The organism is Streptomyces callyspongiae (genome assembly GCF_047200695.1).
GTDB lineage: Bacteria > Actinomycetota > Actinomycetes > Streptomycetales > Streptomycetaceae > Streptomyces.
In genome coordinates, this window is the sequence record NZ_JBJZOM010000004.1 from 93,722 (window position 1) to 109,519 (window position 15,798).

The 15,798-nt window shown below is 72.3% G+C and carries 14 protein-coding genes; 6 read left to right on the plus strand and 8 right to left on the minus strand.

What is annotated here, in order from left to right; genetic code table 11:
• Window positions 1–19: 19 nt before the first annotated feature.
• The 3 genes from ACL06G_RS04690 to ACL06G_RS04700 all read right to left on the minus strand — a co-directional run bounded on the left by ACL06G_RS04690 (window position 20) and on the right by ACL06G_RS04700 (window position 3,931).
• Window positions 20–2,032 (minus strand): SPFH domain-containing protein, encoded by a 2,013-nt coding sequence (locus ACL06G_RS04690; protein ID WP_412785616.1) that lies wholly within the window; start codon window positions 2,030–2,032, stop codon window positions 20–22.
• 16 nt (window positions 2,033–2,048) lie between these two features.
• The gene (locus ACL06G_RS04695; RefSeq protein ID WP_412835462.1) at window positions 2,049–2,660 is read right to left on the minus strand and encodes a DUF1449 domain-containing protein; all 612 of its coding nucleotides are present in this window, start codon (window positions 2,658–2,660) and stop codon (window positions 2,049–2,051) included.
• A 164-nt stretch (window positions 2,661–2,824) separates the two neighbouring features.
• Window positions 2,825–3,931, minus strand: coding sequence for a PucR family transcriptional regulator (locus ACL06G_RS04700; protein WP_412785614.1), 1,107 nt, complete (start codon window positions 3,929–3,931; stop codon window positions 2,825–2,827).
• 230 nt (window positions 3,932–4,161) lie between these two features.
• Here ACL06G_RS04700 and nhaA point away from each other — a divergent pair, with 230 nt between their 5' ends.
• From nhaA to ACL06G_RS04715, 3 genes are all read left to right on the plus strand, one after another.
• Entirely contained in the window at window positions 4,162–5,577 is a 1,416-nt protein-coding gene (gene nhaA / locus ACL06G_RS04705; protein ID WP_412785613.1) for a Na+/H+ antiporter NhaA, read from the plus strand.
• A gap of 115 nt (window positions 5,578–5,692) precedes the next feature.
• Window positions 5,693–6,172 (plus strand): cation:proton antiporter regulatory subunit, encoded by a 480-nt coding sequence (locus tag ACL06G_RS04710; RefSeq protein WP_412785612.1) that lies wholly within the window; start codon window positions 5,693–5,695, stop codon window positions 6,170–6,172.
• A gap of 3 nt (window positions 6,173–6,175) precedes the next feature.
• Window positions 6,176–7,324, plus strand: a complete 1,149-nt coding sequence (locus ACL06G_RS04715; protein ID WP_412785611.1) for a cation:proton antiporter — start codon at window positions 6,176–6,178, stop codon at window positions 7,322–7,324.
• Window positions 7,325–7,344: 20 nt separating this feature from the next.
• Here the strand turns inward: ACL06G_RS04715 and ACL06G_RS04720 are convergent, their stop codons facing one another.
• From ACL06G_RS04720 to iolC, 4 genes are all read right to left on the minus strand, one after another.
• Window positions 7,345–8,049, minus strand: coding sequence for a hypothetical protein (locus ACL06G_RS04720; RefSeq protein ID WP_412835463.1), 705 nt, complete (start codon window positions 8,047–8,049; stop codon window positions 7,345–7,347).
• A gap of 192 nt (window positions 8,050–8,241) precedes the next feature.
• Window positions 8,242–10,134, minus strand: coding sequence for a 3D-(3,5/4)-trihydroxycyclohexane-1,2-dione acylhydrolase (decyclizing) (gene iolD / locus ACL06G_RS04725; RefSeq protein WP_412785609.1), 1,893 nt, complete (start codon window positions 10,132–10,134; stop codon window positions 8,242–8,244).
• Entirely contained in the window at window positions 10,131–11,045 is a 915-nt protein-coding gene (iolB, locus tag ACL06G_RS04730) for a 5-deoxy-glucuronate isomerase (protein WP_412785608.1), read from the minus strand. Before iolB ends, iolD begins: the two co-directional genes overlap by 4 nt.
• Before the next feature lie 4 nt (window positions 11,046–11,049).
• A complete protein-coding gene (gene iolC, locus ACL06G_RS04735; RefSeq protein WP_412785648.1) occupies window positions 11,050–12,063 on the minus strand; it encodes a 5-dehydro-2-deoxygluconokinase in 1,014 nt (337 codons plus the stop codon).
• A 301-nt stretch (window positions 12,064–12,364) separates the two neighbouring features.
• Between iolC and ACL06G_RS04740 the strand changes: the two genes are divergently transcribed.
• The 3 genes from ACL06G_RS04740 (at window position 12,365) to ACL06G_RS04750 (ending at window position 13,977) form a co-directional block, all read left to right on the plus strand.
• Window positions 12,365–13,267 (plus strand): sugar phosphate isomerase/epimerase family protein, encoded by a 903-nt coding sequence (locus ACL06G_RS04740; protein ID WP_412835464.1) that lies wholly within the window; start codon window positions 12,365–12,367, stop codon window positions 13,265–13,267.
• 185 nt (window positions 13,268–13,452) lie between these two features.
• Window positions 13,453–13,650, plus strand: coding sequence for a helix-turn-helix transcriptional regulator (locus ACL06G_RS04745; RefSeq protein ID WP_412785606.1), 198 nt, complete (start codon window positions 13,453–13,455; stop codon window positions 13,648–13,650).
• Window positions 13,651–13,707: 57 nt separating this feature from the next.
• Window positions 13,708–13,977: a heavy-metal-associated domain-containing protein gene (locus ACL06G_RS04750; RefSeq protein ID WP_412785647.1), complete on the plus strand. Its 270-nt coding sequence runs from the start codon at window positions 13,708–13,710 to the stop codon at window positions 13,975–13,977.
• Between the two features lie 437 nt (window positions 13,978–14,414).
• On the opposite strand, the gene ACL06G_RS04755 is transcribed toward ACL06G_RS04750, so the two are convergent.
• Complete coding sequence (locus ACL06G_RS04755; RefSeq protein ID WP_412785605.1) at window positions 14,415–15,728, minus strand: citrate synthase; 1,314 nt, start codon at window positions 15,726–15,728, stop codon at window positions 14,415–14,417.
• Window positions 15,729–15,798 lie beyond the last annotated feature (70 nt).

Consider the following 15,798-nt stretch of genomic DNA (forward strand, 5'->3'; position numbering starts at 1 on the left):
AGCGGCCCCGGGGAGGACCTCAGGCGGCCAGCCGCGACAGCGGCACCTCTGCCGCCTCGGTGCCCCGCACGGCGTCCAGCAGCGACGTCAACTGCGCCGTGTGCGGGCCATCCTGGGCAGCGAGGCGGCCCAGCAGGCCCGCCAGGGTCATGTCCCGCATGCCGTGCGCACCGAGACCGGCGACCATCCGGGTGAGGTCCTGCGTGAACGTGGAGCCCTCACCGTCGCTGTCGCCCAGCCAGGGCCCGGCCATGGCCTGTACGGACTTGCTGCCGCCGACGAAGGCGTCCACCCCGCGCCCGGCCGCGAGCGAACCGACCAGCTTGTCGAAGAACACCGAATCCCCGCCGACGATGTCGATGTTGGCCTTCTCCAGCCCGGCGGCGACCATCGTGGCCTGGGCCTCCGCGATCTGCCGGTGCACGTCGATGCCGGCGATGCGGACCTCCTTCTCAGCATCCAGCCGCAGCCGGTACTCCTCGTGCTCCCGGCCCGCCTCGTCCAGGGCCGCCATCGCCGCGGCCTTCTCGTTGAGCCCTTCGGCCTCCGCCCGCAGCGCCTCGCGCCTGGCCTCCGCCTCGGCCACGCCCATGTCCTTCGTGGCCTGTGCCTCGACCTGCCGGGTGCGGGCGAGCGCGTCGGCCATCCGCTCCTGCACCTCCGCCTCGGCCAGGCCGGACGCGGCGGACTCGGCACGCTTGCCCTCGGCGAGGCGCACGGCCGCCTGCGCGTCCAGGTCCGCGGCCTTGCGCCGTGCCTCGGCCATCGTCAACTCCTCGGCGGCGCGGTGTTCCGCGGCCTGTTCGGCAGCCTCCGCGGCCTTGATGTCCTTCACCAGACGCTCCTGCGCCTCGGCCTCGGCGGCGATGATCAGCGCCTGCCGCTCGCGCTCGGCCTCCTCCACCGAACGCAGCTTCTTGATCTCCTCCTCCTGCTGCGCCACGGTCTTCTCCACCGCGATGCGCTCGCGCACCACGTCGGCGATGTCGCGCCTCTCCGCCTCGACCTCCTTGTCGGCGGCGATGCGGCGCAGTTCGGTCTCGCGGTCGCGGGCGATGACCTCCAGCAGCCTGTCCTTCTCGATGCGCTCGTTCTCGATGGCGACGACGCGGTCGCGATTGAGTTTGGCGACCGCGATCTCACGCTCGCGGTTCTCGCCCTGGACTCCGAGAGCCTCCTCGGTCTTCAGGTGCGCGGTGTGCGCACGCAGCCGCTCCTCGGCCTGCACCCGGGCGGTCTCCGCCTCCTCCCGGGCCCGCACCGTCTCCACTTCGCGCTGCTGCCGGATCTCCGCGTCGGCCTGGCGCCGCTCGAGTTCGAGGACGGCCTCCCGGGCGTCGACGTTCTGCCGGGTGATCTCCTTCTCCTCGTTCCGCGTCCATTCGTTGGTGCGGATGTGCTCCGCCGCGGTGAGTTCGGTGATCTTGCGGATGCCCTGGGCGTCCAGGATGTTGTCGCGGTCGAGCTGGGCGAGCGGCGTCTGCTCCAGGTAGTCGATCGCCGCGTCCTCGAGGCTGTAGCCGTTGAGGTCGGTGCCGATCACGGCGACGATCCGGTCGCGGAACTCGTCGCGCTTGGTGTAGAGGTCCGAGAAGTCCAGCTGCTTGCCGACGGTCTTGAGGGCCTCGGAGAACTTCGCGTTGAACAGGTCCTGCAGGGTCTCCCGGTCGCTGGCGCGCTCGGTGCCGATCGCCTGCGCGACCTTGATGACGTCCTCCGCAGTCTTGTTGACGCGCACGAAGAACGAGATGCGGATGTCGGCCCGGATGTTGTCCCGGCAGATCAGTCCCTCCTGCCCGGTGCGGCCGATCTCGATGGTCTTCACCGAGATGTCCATGACTTCCGAGCGGTGCAGCACCGGAAGCACGACGGCACCGGTGAAGGTGACGTCGACCTTCCGCATCCGCGAGACGATCAGCGCCTTGCCCTGCGGGACCTTGCGGAACAACCGGCCGATCACGAGCAGCAGGGCTATGCCCATCAGCAGGACCACGGCGACCATCAGGCCGAGTCCCGTCGAGATCACATCCATACGGACCTTCCTCGGTTCAGGGAGCGTCGTAGGGCGCGACCAGGAAGTGGCCGCCCTCGGCGTCGTACGCGTAGATCAGGGCACGGGTGCCGGCGGTGAGGCCGGCGGCGAGTGCTTCGTCCGCCCGCACCTGCAGCAGGGAGGAGGCGCCGTCCGGCGCCGCTGCCTCGGCCTGGCCGAAGCGGTCGTCGACCCTTCCGGTGCGGATGACGCACACGCGGCCGACGAACTCGGCGTGCGAGACGCCCTCCTCGCGCCGTGCCAGGTGACGCAGGGGCCGGAGCAGCAGCCGGGTGATCACCCAGGCCGCGCTCACGACGAACGGCACGGCGACGGTGCGGAGCAGTGTGCCGGGCACCGTGACAGCGACCACCAGGGACAAGAACCAGGCAATCACCGTCAGCAGGGAGAGGCCGAGCGGGACGGGTGCGCCCCTCAGCCCCAGGGCCGCCCACGCACCCGCCGCTCCGGCTTCCGGCGTGTCGGCGCCGATACCCCCACCCCCGTCGAGGGTATCGGCGCCCACGCCTCCCACCAGCACGAACAACCAGTATCCGAGCACCACCACCAGGGCGGAGCCGAACAGAACGGCGGGGAACTCCCACGCGGTGCGCAGAAACCCACCCATTGCCGAACCCCCCGTGCCGGTTGCCGTGTGACGTCATCGTGGCATGCGGCAGGCTCGCGTCACATTGCCAGATCCCGGCAATTTTCACGCAGTGTTGACGTCCGGCTCCGGTGCGGGACCCTCGGGCACGCGGTCGGCACGGCGGGAGAGCGCGGGGACAGCGACTACAGCGCCTCGGCGGGCCACCCCAGCAGCCGGGCGCCCATGGCCGCGGTCTCCAGGGTGTAACGGTGCAGGGAGTCGCCCGGGTCGTACCCGGTCAGGGTGCGGATGCGTTCCAACCGGTAGGAGAGGGTGCGGACGCTGACCCCCAGCTGCCGGGCGGCCTCGGCGTTCACGTACCCGGCAGCCGCGCATTCGGTGAGGGTGTCCAGCAGCGGTTCGGCCCCGCCCCGGGCCTGGGTGAGCGGCCCCAGCACCGTGCGCACCAGGTCCGCCATGGCAGCCCGGTCCCGGAGCAGCACCGGGAAGACGAGCAGCTCGGAGGCGTGCAGCCGGACCGTGCGCAGGGCGAGCCGGTCGGCGAGGTCCAGGGAGTTCAGCGCCTCCTCGTAGGAGCGGACGACACCGCCGGCCCCGCTGTGCTGCCGGCCCAGCGCCACCCGCCGGGCGGGCGTGTAGCCGGGTCCCGGGGACTCGGCCTTGCGGGCGAAGGCGTCGAGCACGGCCGCCTCGCTGCTGGGGGCGATGCAGATGAGGCGTCCGTCCTTGGTGGAGAGCAGCACGTCGCGCTCCCCGAACCGCCCAAGCAGCTCCCGCTCGATGCTGCGCACCATCGGATGGACGTCGTCGTACTTCTCCGGGCCGGTCGCGACGGCGACGGCGTGGGCTCCCGCCAGGCGGAGCCCGAACCGCTGGGCGCGTTCGGCGAGGCGTCCGAGGTCGCTGCGGCCGTAGAGGAGGTCGTCGATGAACTCGCGCCGTTCGCCCTCCTCCTGCCGCATGGCGATCCGCACCGCACGCTCGTGGCCGTCGCCCAGGGCGGCGGTGACGGCGTCGAGCGTGGCGAGCAGCGCGTCGCCGGTGCGGGCACGCTCGGTGGCGGTGGCGGACCGGGCGATGCCGGGCAGGCCGCCCCAGAGTCCGCGGGTGCTGCCGATGAAGAGGCCGACCAGGTGGCGCAGGCCGTATCCGCGTTCGGCCGCCTGCTCACCCAGCGCGCGGAAGGTGTCGAGTTCGTCCCGGCGCGGGAGGCGTCCCGTCTCCGAGACTTCCGCGAGCAGCTCCGGGTAGGGACCGAGGAATTCCTCCGACTTCGCGTCGTCCTGCACTGTCCGTCCGCCCCCAGGTCGTGCGGCCGCCTCGCGGCCCTTCCGGCCGCTCAGGGTAGGCCAGGTCCGGCCCGTTCGGCGACGGGACGCGTGTGACTGCGGCCACTGCATCATCGCCCGGCCATGCGGGTACGGTGGAATGACAACGCCCAAAATCGCACACAGGTGAGCCGGGAAGTCTGGTCGGCAGCGCTTTGTCCTGCCCGAACGCACCCCTCCGGAGTCCCCTCATGTCCCTCCCCCCGGGCAAGCAGCCGACCCGCGTCTTCGGGCTTCCCTCGGCCCACGAGCGGAAGCTGCTGACCGACGCCCTGCGCACCGAGACCGTCGGCGGCATGGTCCTGCTGGCCGCCGCCGTGATCGCCCTGGTCTGGGCGAACAGCCCGCTCAGCGACGTCTACGAGTCGGTGCGCGCGTTCCACTTCGGCATCCCGGCGCTGGGGCTGGACCTGTCTGTGGGGCACTGGGCCTCGGACGGCGTCCTGACGATCTTCTTCTTCGCCGCGGGCATCGAACTCAAGCGTGAGCTGGTCGTCGGGGAGCTGCGGCGGCCCGCCGCGGCGGCCCTGCCGATCGTGGCCGCGGTGTGCGGCATGGCGGTTCCCGCGCTCGTCTACGTGGGGGTCAATGTCGCGGGCGGCGGGCAACTGCACGGCTGGGCGGTGCCGATGGCGACGGACATCGCCTTCGCCCTCGGCGTGCTCGCGGTGATCGGCACCAACCTGCCCAGCGGTATCCGCGCCTTCCTGCTCACCCTCGCGATCGCCGACGACCTCGGGGCGATCATGGTGATCGCGGTGTTCTACACCTCCACCCTCAACTGGTACGCCTTCGGCGGCGCCCTGGCGGGACTGGTCCTCTTCTGGCTGCTGCACCACAGGCTCCGGGTGCGCGGATGGTGGGTGTACGTGCCGCTGGGCCTGGTCATCTGGGGCCTGATGTACAACAGCGGCATCCACGCCACCATCGCGGGCGTAGCGATGGGCATGGCGCTGCGGGTGAAGCCGCTCCCGGACGACCCCGACGGCAACGCGGACAGCAAGCAGGTGTCCCCGGCGGAGCACATCGAGCACCTGGTCCGACCGCTCTCGGCGGGCTTCGCGGTCCCGGTGTTCGCCCTGTTCGCCGCCGGAGTGAGCGTGTCGGGCTCGGCGCTGGCGGAGACCTTCCGGCAGCCGGAGGCGCTGGGCGTCATACTGGGCCTGTTCGCGGGCAAGCTCCTCGGCGTGTTCGGCGGTACCTTCGTCGCCGCGAAGTTCACCAAGGCCAAACTCAGTCCCGGGCTGACCTGGACGGACGTGGCCGGGGTGGCGCTGCTCGCGGGTATCGGCTTCACCGTGTCGCTGCTGGTCGCGGAGCTGGCGTTCGACGACGCCACCACCCGCGAGCATGTGAAGGCCGCGGTGCTCATCGGCTCGTTGCTGTCGGCGGTGATCGCCTGCGTGCTGCTGAAGCTGCGGGACGCGAAGTACGCGCGGCTGTGGGAGGACGAGATCCGGGACGAGGACCTCGACGGCATACCGGACATCGACCAGCCCGAGGACCTCGATCACCGCCCCACGGAGTACAAGCGCCGGGCACGGGCAGCCGCCAAGGCCCGGATCGAGGCCGAGACGCAGCGCCGCATGGAGCAGGACGAGGACTGACGGTCCGCTCCGGCCGCGACGCGCGACCGCCGGGCGCACCCCGTTCGGCGTACCCGCCCGCATGTCCGTCGGCGCCGCACGGGCCCGGGCCCCCCGCGGGGCCAGGATGGCGGACATGGACGTGAACGAGGTGCTCCTGCCCGGGGTGGGACTGCGGTACGAGTTCACCAGCCGGGACGGTGATCGGGTCGGGATCGTCGCACGGCGGTCGGGCGACTTCGAACTCCTGGTGTACGCGGGCGACAACCCGGATGTGGCGCGCCCCCTGCTGCGGCTCACCTCGGAGGAGGCGGACACGGTCGCGGAGATCCTCGGCGCACCGCGCATCGCCGAACGTTTCGCCGACCTGACGCGGGAGGTGCCGGGGCTCAGCGCCGGGCAGGTCGAGGTCCGGCACGGCACCCCCTTCGCGGGCCGACGGCTGGGAGACACCAAGGCACGGACGCGTACCGGCGCGTCGATCGTGGCGATCGTGCGGGAGGACGAGGTGATCGCCTCCCCCGGCCCGGAGCGTGTGCTGCGCGCAGGGGACGTGCTGGTGGTGATCGGCACGCAGGACGGCATCGGCGGCGTGGAACAGATCATCCGGGGCTGACCGGTGCACACCTCGGTCGCGCTGCTGCTGGAACTCGGCATCATCCTGGCGGCGCTCAGTGTGCTGGGCAGCCTGGCGCGGCGGTTCGCACTGTCCCCGGTGCCGCTCTACCTGCTCGCCGGACTGGCGCTGGGCGAGGGCGGCGTCGCCCCGGTACCGGCGGCGGGAGCGTTCGTGGAAACCGGGGCGGCCATCGGCCTGGTCCTGCTGCTGCTGGCCCTGGGTCTGGAGTTCACGCTCCCCGAGTTCACCGTCAGCCTGCGGCGCCACCTGCCGTCGGCGGGAGTGGATCTCGTGCTGAACGCCGCTCCGGGAGCCGTGGCGGGATGGCTGCTGGGCATGGACGCGGGCGGTGTGGTGGCGGTCGCCGGCATCACCTACATCTCCTCGTCGGGGATCGTCGCGCGGCTGCTCGGGGACCTGCGGCGCCTCGGCAACCGGGAGACTCCGGCGGTGCTGTCGGTGCTGGTCCTGGAGGACTTCGCGATGGCCGCGTACCTTCCCGTGCTGGCCGTCGTGGTGTCCGGCGGATCCTGGCAGGAGGCGCTGTTCGGCGTGCTCGTCGCGGTCGGTGCCGTCTCCGCCGCCTTCACCGCCTCGTACTGGTGGGGGCATCACCTGGGGCGCCTGATGGCGCACCCGGACGCGGAGCAGGTGCTGCTGCGCGTGCTGGGGCTCACGCTGATCGTCGCGGCACTGGCCGAAGCGGTGTACGTCTCGGCGGCCGTGGGTGCCTTCCTCGTCGGCCTGACGCTGACCGGTGAGGCCGCGGACCGCGCCCGTGCCGTCCTCGGCCCGCTGCGGGACCTGTTCGCCACGATCTTCTTCCTGGCCATCGGCCTGTCCGTGAGTCCGGCGGCGCTGCTGCCGGTGCTGCCGGCGGCCGTCGCGCTGGCCGCGGTCACGGCCGTCACGAAGGTGGCGGCCGGATGGTACGCCGCGGCCCGCGACGGAGCGGGGGTGCAGGGCCGGCTGCGGGCCGGCACCGCGTTGATCGCCCGCGGTGAGTTCGCCCTGGTCATCGTGGCGCTGGCGGGAGCCCGGTACGAGACCCTGCGGCCGCTGGCGGCGGCCTACGTGTTCGTGCTCGCGGTGACCGGCCCGCTGCTCGCCAGGGCCGCGGGCCGCAGTCGGAGTCCGGTGGACGGCTGAGCGTCCGGCCCGGGTGGGCGTCAGCCGGAGCCGACGCCGTTGCCCGGAGGGTCGTGGTCGTGACCGCTCCGCTCGCGGCCACGGCATCGTCCGGATTCGCAGGGCGTCGGATCGGCCGGGGTGGCCGGGGTGGCCGGGATGCTGGTAGCGGGTGCGGGCGGCGCCGTGGCGGGGACGGAGGTCTCCGGGTCCGGCGGCTGCGTCGCGGAAGTGCCGGCGGTGGCGCCGGACGCGGAGGGCTGCCCCGGCTGCCGTGCACCTCGCTCCGTTCCGGAGCCGGGGGAGGACGGCGGGTCGGAGGGGCGGGTCGTGCCGGCTGGGCTGCTCTGCGGGTGCGTCCCGGGACCCGTGACGCCCTCGGGAGCCTCCGCGTCGCCCAGCGAGAGTCCGGCGACCGACACGACGGCAGCGGCGACGAGTGCCACTGCGGCGAACGTGCCCCTTCTGCTCCGCCTGCGGCGGGCCGGTTCGGGCGATGCCCCGTTCGGCTGCTCCCCGGCTCCGGCCTGCGGGCCGGGGCACGGCGGGTCGGCCGGGCTTTCGGAAGGGAGCGCCTCTCCGGGGAGGGCACCTCCGGGGGTGGACCGCACGTGCTCCGCCGTCAGCTGAAGCGTGGTCTCCGCGGCGGCCTCGTGGTGCTCGGCCACGGCGGTGCCGCAGTCCGGGCAGCAGAGGGCACCGTTCAGGATTCTGCCGCACATGTGGCAGGGCGTGGGGCTGTTCAAGAGCGGGTCACCTTGTCGTTCGGGTGGCGGCGCGAGGCGGTGCGGGCACATCTTCCCACTTTCTCCACCGGACCTCCCGGTTCCGTTGCCACGCGACGCCGGCACGGGAGCCGGGTGGCCCGACAGCGCGTCAGGGGAGCTGCCGGTACCGGCACATCGCGGCTCGGGAGCGGCCTTGCCGGAGGGCGTCGCTCACAAGTGGTGGCGCCGCCGCTGCACCTCGCGGTCGTACGCCCCGCGCGCCGTGACCGCCGCGGGCCGGGTGGCCGTCCCGGCGACGGGTACGTCCCACCAGGCGTGCGCCGCCAGCGCGTGGTCCAGCGCGGGCTCCAGACCGGGCGCTGCGACACGGGTCTCGACGTGCACGACCGAGGGGCCCGCGTGGTCCCGCGAGTCGCGGAGCGCCGCACGCAGCTCGTCCACGGTGCGGGCGCGCAGCACCCTGGCCCCCAGGGAGGCGGCGTTGGCGGCGAGGTCCACCGGCAGCGGGGCACCGGTGAAGGAGCCGTCCTCGGCCCGGTAGCGGTAGGCCGTGCCGAAGCGCTCACCGCCGGTCGCCTCGGACAGGCCGCCGATGGAGGCGTACCCGTGGTTCTGCAGCAGCACCACGTTGAGGTCGACGCCCTCCTGCACGGCGGTGACCAGTTCGGTGGGCATCATCAGGTAGGTGCCGTCCCCCACCAGCGCCCACACGGTGCGGTCGGGGGCGGCGAGGCGGACGCCGATGGCGGCCGGGATCTCGTACCCCATGCAGGAGTAGCCGTACTCCAGGTGGTACTGGCGTCGGGACCGTGCGCGCCACAGTTTGTGCAGGTCGCCCGGGAGCGACCCGGCCGCGTTGATGATCACGTCCTCGTCGCCGACGACGCCGTCGAGCGCGCCGAGCACCTGGGTCTGGGTGGGGCGCACCCCGCCGTCCTCGGCGGCGAACGCCGCGTCCACGGCCCGCTCCCAACGGGCTTTCGCCCCCTGGTACTCGGCCTCGTAGTCCGGGCCGACCCGGTGCTCGTACAGGGCGGCGGTGAGGGCTTCGAGCCCCGCGCGCGCATCGGCGACCAGCGGCAGCCCGCCCATCTTCCCGCTGTCGAAGGCGGTGATGTTGAGGTTGATGAACCGGACATCCGGTTCGGCGAAGAGCGTCTTCGACGCGGTGGTGAAGTCGGTCCAGCGGGTGCCGACGCCGAGCACCACGTCCGCCGCGGCGGCGCGTGCGTCGGCGTTGGCGGTACCGGTGTGTCCGAGACCGCCCAGGTCGCAGGGATGGTCGTAGGCCAGCGCCCCCTTGCCGGCCTGGGTGGAGACGACCGGGATGCCGGTCGCCTCGGCCAGCCGTGCCAGGGCGTCCTCCGCGCCGCTGTGGTGCACGCCGCCGCCCGCGACGATCAGCGGCCGGCGTGCCCGGCGCAGCAGGGCGGCGGCGTCCGCGAGTTCGCGGGGGTCGGGGGCCGGCCGGCGCACCCGCCGGACGCGCTCGGCGAAGAACTCCTCGGGCCAGTCGTGGGCCTCCGCCTGCACGTCCTGCGGCAGGGCGAGGGTGACGGCACCGGTCTCCGCCGGGTCGGTGAGGACCCGGACGGCCTCCAGCGCTGCGTCGATCAGTGCCTCCGGTCGCGTGACGCGGTCGAAGTAGCGGGAGACGGGCCGCAGCGCGTCGTTGACCGACACGTCGCCCGCGGAGGGGACTTCGAGCTGCTGGAGCACGGGATCGGCGGGGCGGGTGGCGAAGGTGTCTCCTGGCAGCAGCAGAACGGGGAGCCGGTTGACGGTGGCGAGCGCGGCGCCGGTCACGAGGTTGGTGGCGCCCGGCCCGATGGAGGTGGTGACGGCCTGGGTGCGCAGCCGGTCGCTCTGCCGGGCGTAACCGACCGCCGCGTGCACCATCGCCTGCTCGTTGCGCCCCTGGAGGTAGGGCATACGGTCGCCGTACTCCAGCAGGGCCTGGCCGATGCCGGCGACGTTTCCGTGACCGAAGATGCCCCAGCAGGCGGTGACGAGGCGCTGCCGGTGTCCGTCGCGCTCGGTGTACTGGGCGGAGAGGAAGCGGATCAGGGCCTGGGCGACCGTCAGTCGTCGCGTCGCGGTCATGTCGCGCCTCCTTCTGCTGCTTCCGGGTGCCGGGCCGTCGTCAGCGGCAGCCGGGGGTCGGCAGGCAGGCCCTGCCAGCTCTGCCGGATCCAGGCGTGGTCGGGGTGGTCCCGGATGAGCCACTGCCGTTCGGGGCCGGGGCCCGCCATCACGTTGAGGTAGTACATCGGGTGGCCGGGTGCGGCGATGGAGGGACCGTGCCAGCCGTCCGGGACGAGGACGACGTCGCCGGTGCGCACCTCGGCGAGCACATCGGTGCGGCTGCCGTCTCCGGACGGCGTGACCCGCTGGTACCCGACGCCCGGGGTGCCGTCGTGCCCTGCGATCTCGAAGTAGTAGATCTCCTCCAACTCGCTCTCCGTGCCGGGGCGGTGCTCATCGTGCTTGTGGGGCGGGTAGGAGGACCAGTTGCCTCCGGGCGTGAGCACCTCGACGGCGATCAGCCGATCGGCCTCGAAGACGCCGGCGGCGGCGAAATTGTTGACCTGGCGGGAGCAGCTTCCGGCTCCGCGCAGTTCCACCGGGACGGCCGGGGCGGGGCCGTAGCGGGCGGGGAGGCGGCCGGTGCAGCGTGCCCCGGCGAGGGCGAAGCGGCCGCCGTGGGAGCTGTCGATCCGTACGTGGGCGTCGCGGGGCACGTAGGCGAAGTCCGTGACGGCGGCGAAGACGTTCTCGCGGCCGTCCAGCACGAAGGTCTCCCCGTCTGCGTTGACGCCGCAGGCGCCCGCGAGCGGCAGCACGATCCATTCGCTGTCGCCGGAGTCGAAACGGTGACTGCCGCCCGGCGGAAGTTCCAGGACGCGCAGCGAGGAGTACTGCCAGCCCGCGTTCCCGGGCGAGACGTCCAGGCGGTAGGCATCGCTGCCGGAGGTGCCCGCGGGGCGGTGATGGCGTCCGTCGAACCGGTTCATTTCCTCAGCCTTCCCTGTGCGGAACGTTGCGTCCGGTGTGTCGCGGCATGCCGACCGCATCGTCAGCCGCGTGGCGCAGCGCGGGTTCTCCCTCGCCGACCAGCGCGTCCACCTCCTCCGCCGTGGGCATCGCGGAGGAGCACGCCAGCCGGGACGCGACCAGGGCGCCGGCTGCGTTGGCGCGACGCACGGTCCGCTCGAGGTCCCAGCCGGCGAGCATTCCGTGGCAGAGCGAGCCGCCGAATGCGTCGCCCGCGCCGAGACCGTTGACCACTTCGACGGGGTGGGGCGGCACCTCGGTGCGTTCCCCGTTCCGGTGCGCGGCCAGCACCCCGGCCGGCCCCTGCTTGACGACGGCGAGGTCCACTCCGCAGGCCAGCAGGGCGTCCGCGCAGGCCTGCGGGTCGCGCGTTCCGGTGGCGACCTCGCACTCGTCGAGATTGCCGACGGCGACGGTGGCGTGGGCGAGTGCCTCGCGGTAGAGCGCGCGCACCCGGCGCGGTTCCTCCTGCCAGAACATGGGCCGCCAGTCCAGGTCGAGCACGGTGGCCGCCGGGGCCGCCGCGTCGCGCCGGGCCGCGAGAGCGCTCAGCGTGGCCTCCCGGCTGGGCTCCCGGCACAGGCCGGTGCCGGTCGCCCAGAGGATCCGGGCGGCGCGGACGGCGTCGAGGTCGAGCTCCTCGGCACGGATCAGGAGATCGGGGGCGACGGGCCGGCGGTAGAAGTACAGCGGGAAGTCGTCGGGCGGGAAGATCTCGCAGAAGGTCACGGGCGTCGGATGGTCCGGGACGGGTGTGGCCCAGCGTGCGTCGACGCCGAAGTCGCACAGGGCGCGGCGGCAGTAGTCGCCGAACGGGTCCGCTCCGGTGCGCGTGACCACCGCGCTGCGGCGGCCGAGGCGGGCGGCGGCGACGGCCACGTTGGTCGGCGATCCGCCGAGGAACTTGCCGAAGGTCTCGACGTCGGCGAGCCCCACGCCGGTCTGCAGGGGGTAGATGTCCACACCGATGCGGCCCATGGTGACCACATCGAAGGGTTCGGTCACGGAAGGCGTCCTCCTTCGCGGGGCCCGCACGGTCGGGTGCGGGCCGACGTGTCCGGTCGGGCGGGTGCGGGCCGCGCGGACCCCGGCACGGCGCGCACACGGGTGCCGCCCCGCCGCTCTCCGGCGGCAGTTGTGCTTCACCCTCCGGGCGGGTACCACCACCGGGTGGCGCCACGCTTCCGGACCGTACACCGGCGCACCGCTGCGTGACGCGACGCGAGGGCGGGAACGCGTCAGGGGCGTCGAGCACACCGAGACTCCGAGGAGGCCGCACATGACCGCGACCCTGGACCGTCTGCGGGTCGGCTCCGCGCCGGACTCGTGGGGCGTCTGGTTCCCCGACGACCCGCAGCAGGTGCCGTGGCGCCGTTTCCTCGACGAGGTGGCGGAGGCCGGGTACTCCTGGATCGAGTTGGGACCGTACGGCTACCTGCCGACCGATCCCGCGCGGCTGCGCGAGGAGGTCGGGCACCGCGGCCTCCGCGTCTCGGCAGGCACCGTGTTCACCGCACTGCACCGCGGCCCCGGGGTCTGGGAGGAGACCTGGGCGCACGTGAAGCAGGTCGCGCGGCTGACCAGGGCGACGGGAGCGGAGCATCTCGTGGCCATTCCCTCGTTCTGGCGGGACGACCGGACCGCGGAGCCGCTCGAGGCCCCGGATCTGACCGCCGAGCAGTGGCGGCATCTGGCGCACGGCACGGAACGGCTCGCCCGTGCCCTTCTGGAGGAGTACGGCCTGCGCACCGTGGTGCATCCGCACGCCGACACGCACATCGCGACGGAGGAGGACGTGAAGCGCTTCCTCGACGCGACCGATCCGGACCTGGTGGGCCTGTGTCTGGACACCGGTCACTACGCCTACTGCGGCGGGGACAGTGTCGAACTGATCGAGACCTATGGCGAACGGATCGGCTACCTGCACCTCAAGCAGGTCGACCCGGAGGTGCTGGCCGAGGTGCGCGCCCACGACACACCGTTCGGCCCGGCCGTGGCCAGGGGCGTGATGTGCGAGCCCCCGCTCGGCGTGCCGGCGCTGGAGCCCGTCCTGGAGGCGGCGCAGAAGCTGGGCGCCGACCTGTTCGCAATCGTGGAGCAGGACATGTATCCGTGCCCGCCCGACCGCCCGCTGCCCGTGGCGCTGCGCACCCGGCGGTTCCTGCGCGGCTGCGGCGCCTGAGTTCCACCCGTGTCCGTCCTCCTCCCGGGCGACCGCCGATCGGACGTATCCCCGCGGTAACAGGAGTCACCGTTTCGCATGTTCCGCGTCACAGAGCCACGACAGCCCTCCTCCGGTGTCACCTGGTGTCACGGGCCGCTCACACGATGGGCCGGGCGTGAAGCCGCCCTGTGGAGGTGCACGAGATGGCCGACCGTCGGCTCTGGTCGTACAAGGAGATCGCCGCGCACATCAGTGTCCAGCCGGACACGGTGCGCTCGTACCGGAAACACGGCCTGCTCCCGCCGCCGGACCTGGTGGAGAAGGGACGGCCCTTCTGGTACGCGGACACGGTCCGCGAGTGGGTGGCCCGCCGCCCGGGGAACCGGGCGAGACGGCAGTAGGAAGCACGGCAGCACGCGCCCGGCCGTTCCCCCGAGCGGCCGGGCGCGCGTTATACCCTGAGGGGGTATCCAGATCGCCGCGCGAGCCGAGGAGTACCACGCATGGACGCCACCACGACCAGCCGGACGTACCGGGTCACGGGCATGAGCTGCGGCCACTGCGAGGGAGCGGTCGTGGAAGAGGTTTCCGCACTCGCCGGGGTGGTCTCGGCGGAGGCCAGCGCACAGAACGGGACGCTGATCGTCGTCAGCGACAACGCGCCGGCCGAGGAGGCGGTACGAGCCGCCGTGGAGGAGGCGGGCTACGAGCTCGCGGGCCGCGCCTGACGGGCCCGCCGAACCGGTCCGGGGCGCCGACAGCCCCGCCCGGCACGCCCGAAGACCGAACCCACGCACAGAGGTGGAGAGCACCCCGCCCGGCAGGTCCCCCCACGGGCCCACCGGCGGGGCGCTCCCCTGTCCCGGTCACGGATTCCCCCCACGGGATCCGGGCCGGGTGTCCAACGGGCTCGCACTCCGGAAGAGGCCGCTCAAAGCACTCCGGAACACTCACCTCGTGACGGCGACTCCGCCGGGTGCCGCTGTCACACCCCTTAGACCCCCGACCCCCTCGAAGGGTTGGCCTCCCAGTACTGTGACCTACGTCACATCTTCGCGGGTTCTTCACAGGACCACAAGGCGGTGCGCACATGCGCGAGGCCCCGGTCCGACCGCCGTCACGGCAGCCGACCGGGGCCTCGCGCAGTGCGTCGCGGCGCAGCGCGTCAGCGGGACTCGACCGGAACGTAGTCGCGCTCGACGACACCCGTGTAGATCTGCCGGGGACGCCCGATACGAGAACCCGGCTCCTTGATCATCTCGTGCCACTGGGCGATCCACCCCGGGAGGCGGCCGATGGCGAACAGCACGGTGAACATACTGGTCGGGAACCCCATGGCCCGGTAGATGAGGCCGGTGTAGAAGTCGACGTTCGGGTACAGCTTGCGCTCGACGAAGTAGTCGTCCGCGAGCGCGTGCTCCTCCAGGCGCAGTGCGATGTCCAGCAGCTCGTCGCTCTTCCCCAGGGCGGAGAGCACATCGTGCGCGGCCGCCTTGATGATCTTGGCGCGCGGGTCGAAGTTCTTGTAGACCCGGTGCCCGAAGCCCATGAGCTTGACGCCGTCCTCCTTGTCCTTGACCCGGCGGATGAAGGAGTCGACGTCACCGCCCTCGCGGCGGATGCGCTCCAGCATCTCCAGCACGCTCTGGTTTGCGCCGCCGTGCAGCGGGCCCCAGAGCGCGTTGATGCCGGCGGAGATGGAGGCGAACATGTTCGCCTGCGAGGAGCCGACCAGACGGACGGTCGAGGTCGAGCAGTTCTGCTCGTGGTCGGCGTGCAGGATGAGCAGCTTGTCCAGGGCGTTGACCACGACCGGGTCGAGCTCGTACTCGGCCGCCGGAACCGAGAAGGTCATGCGCAGGAAGTTCTCGACGTAGCCCAGGTCGTTGCTCGGGTACACCACCGGGTGGCCGATGGCCTTCTTGTAGGCGTAGGCCGCGATCGTCGGCAGCTTGGCGATCAGCCGGATCGTCGAGAGGTGGCGCTGCTCCTCGTCGAACGGGTTGTGGCTGTCCTGGTAGAACGTCGACAGCGCGCTCACCACGGAGGAGAGCATGGCCATCGGGTGGGCGTCGCGCGGGAAACCGTCGTAGAAGCGCTTGACGTCCTCGTGCAGCAGCGTGTGCTGGGTGATCTCGTTCTTGAAGTTCGCCAGCTCGTCGACGGTGGGGAGTTCGCCGTTGATCAGCAGGTAGGCCGTCTCGATGAAGGAGCCGCGCTCGGCGACCTGCTCGATCGGGTACCCGCGGTAGCGCAGGACGCCCTGCTCACCGTCGAGGTAGGTGATGGCGGACTTGTACGCCGCCGTGTTGCCGTAACCGGAGTCCAGGGTCACCAGACCGGTCTGGGCACGCAGCTTGCCGATGTCGACACCACGGTCTCCCACCGTGCTGTCGACCAGCGGGTAGCTGTATTCGCCGTCCCCGTAGCGGAGTACTACGGCGTTGTCATCGCGGTTGTCGCTCACGTCTTCCCTCACCCGACGTAGTGCCTCTTCTTCGAGGTGCCCTGACTGGTTCCACTGTCCCCCATACGGTGCCGTGCGGTGC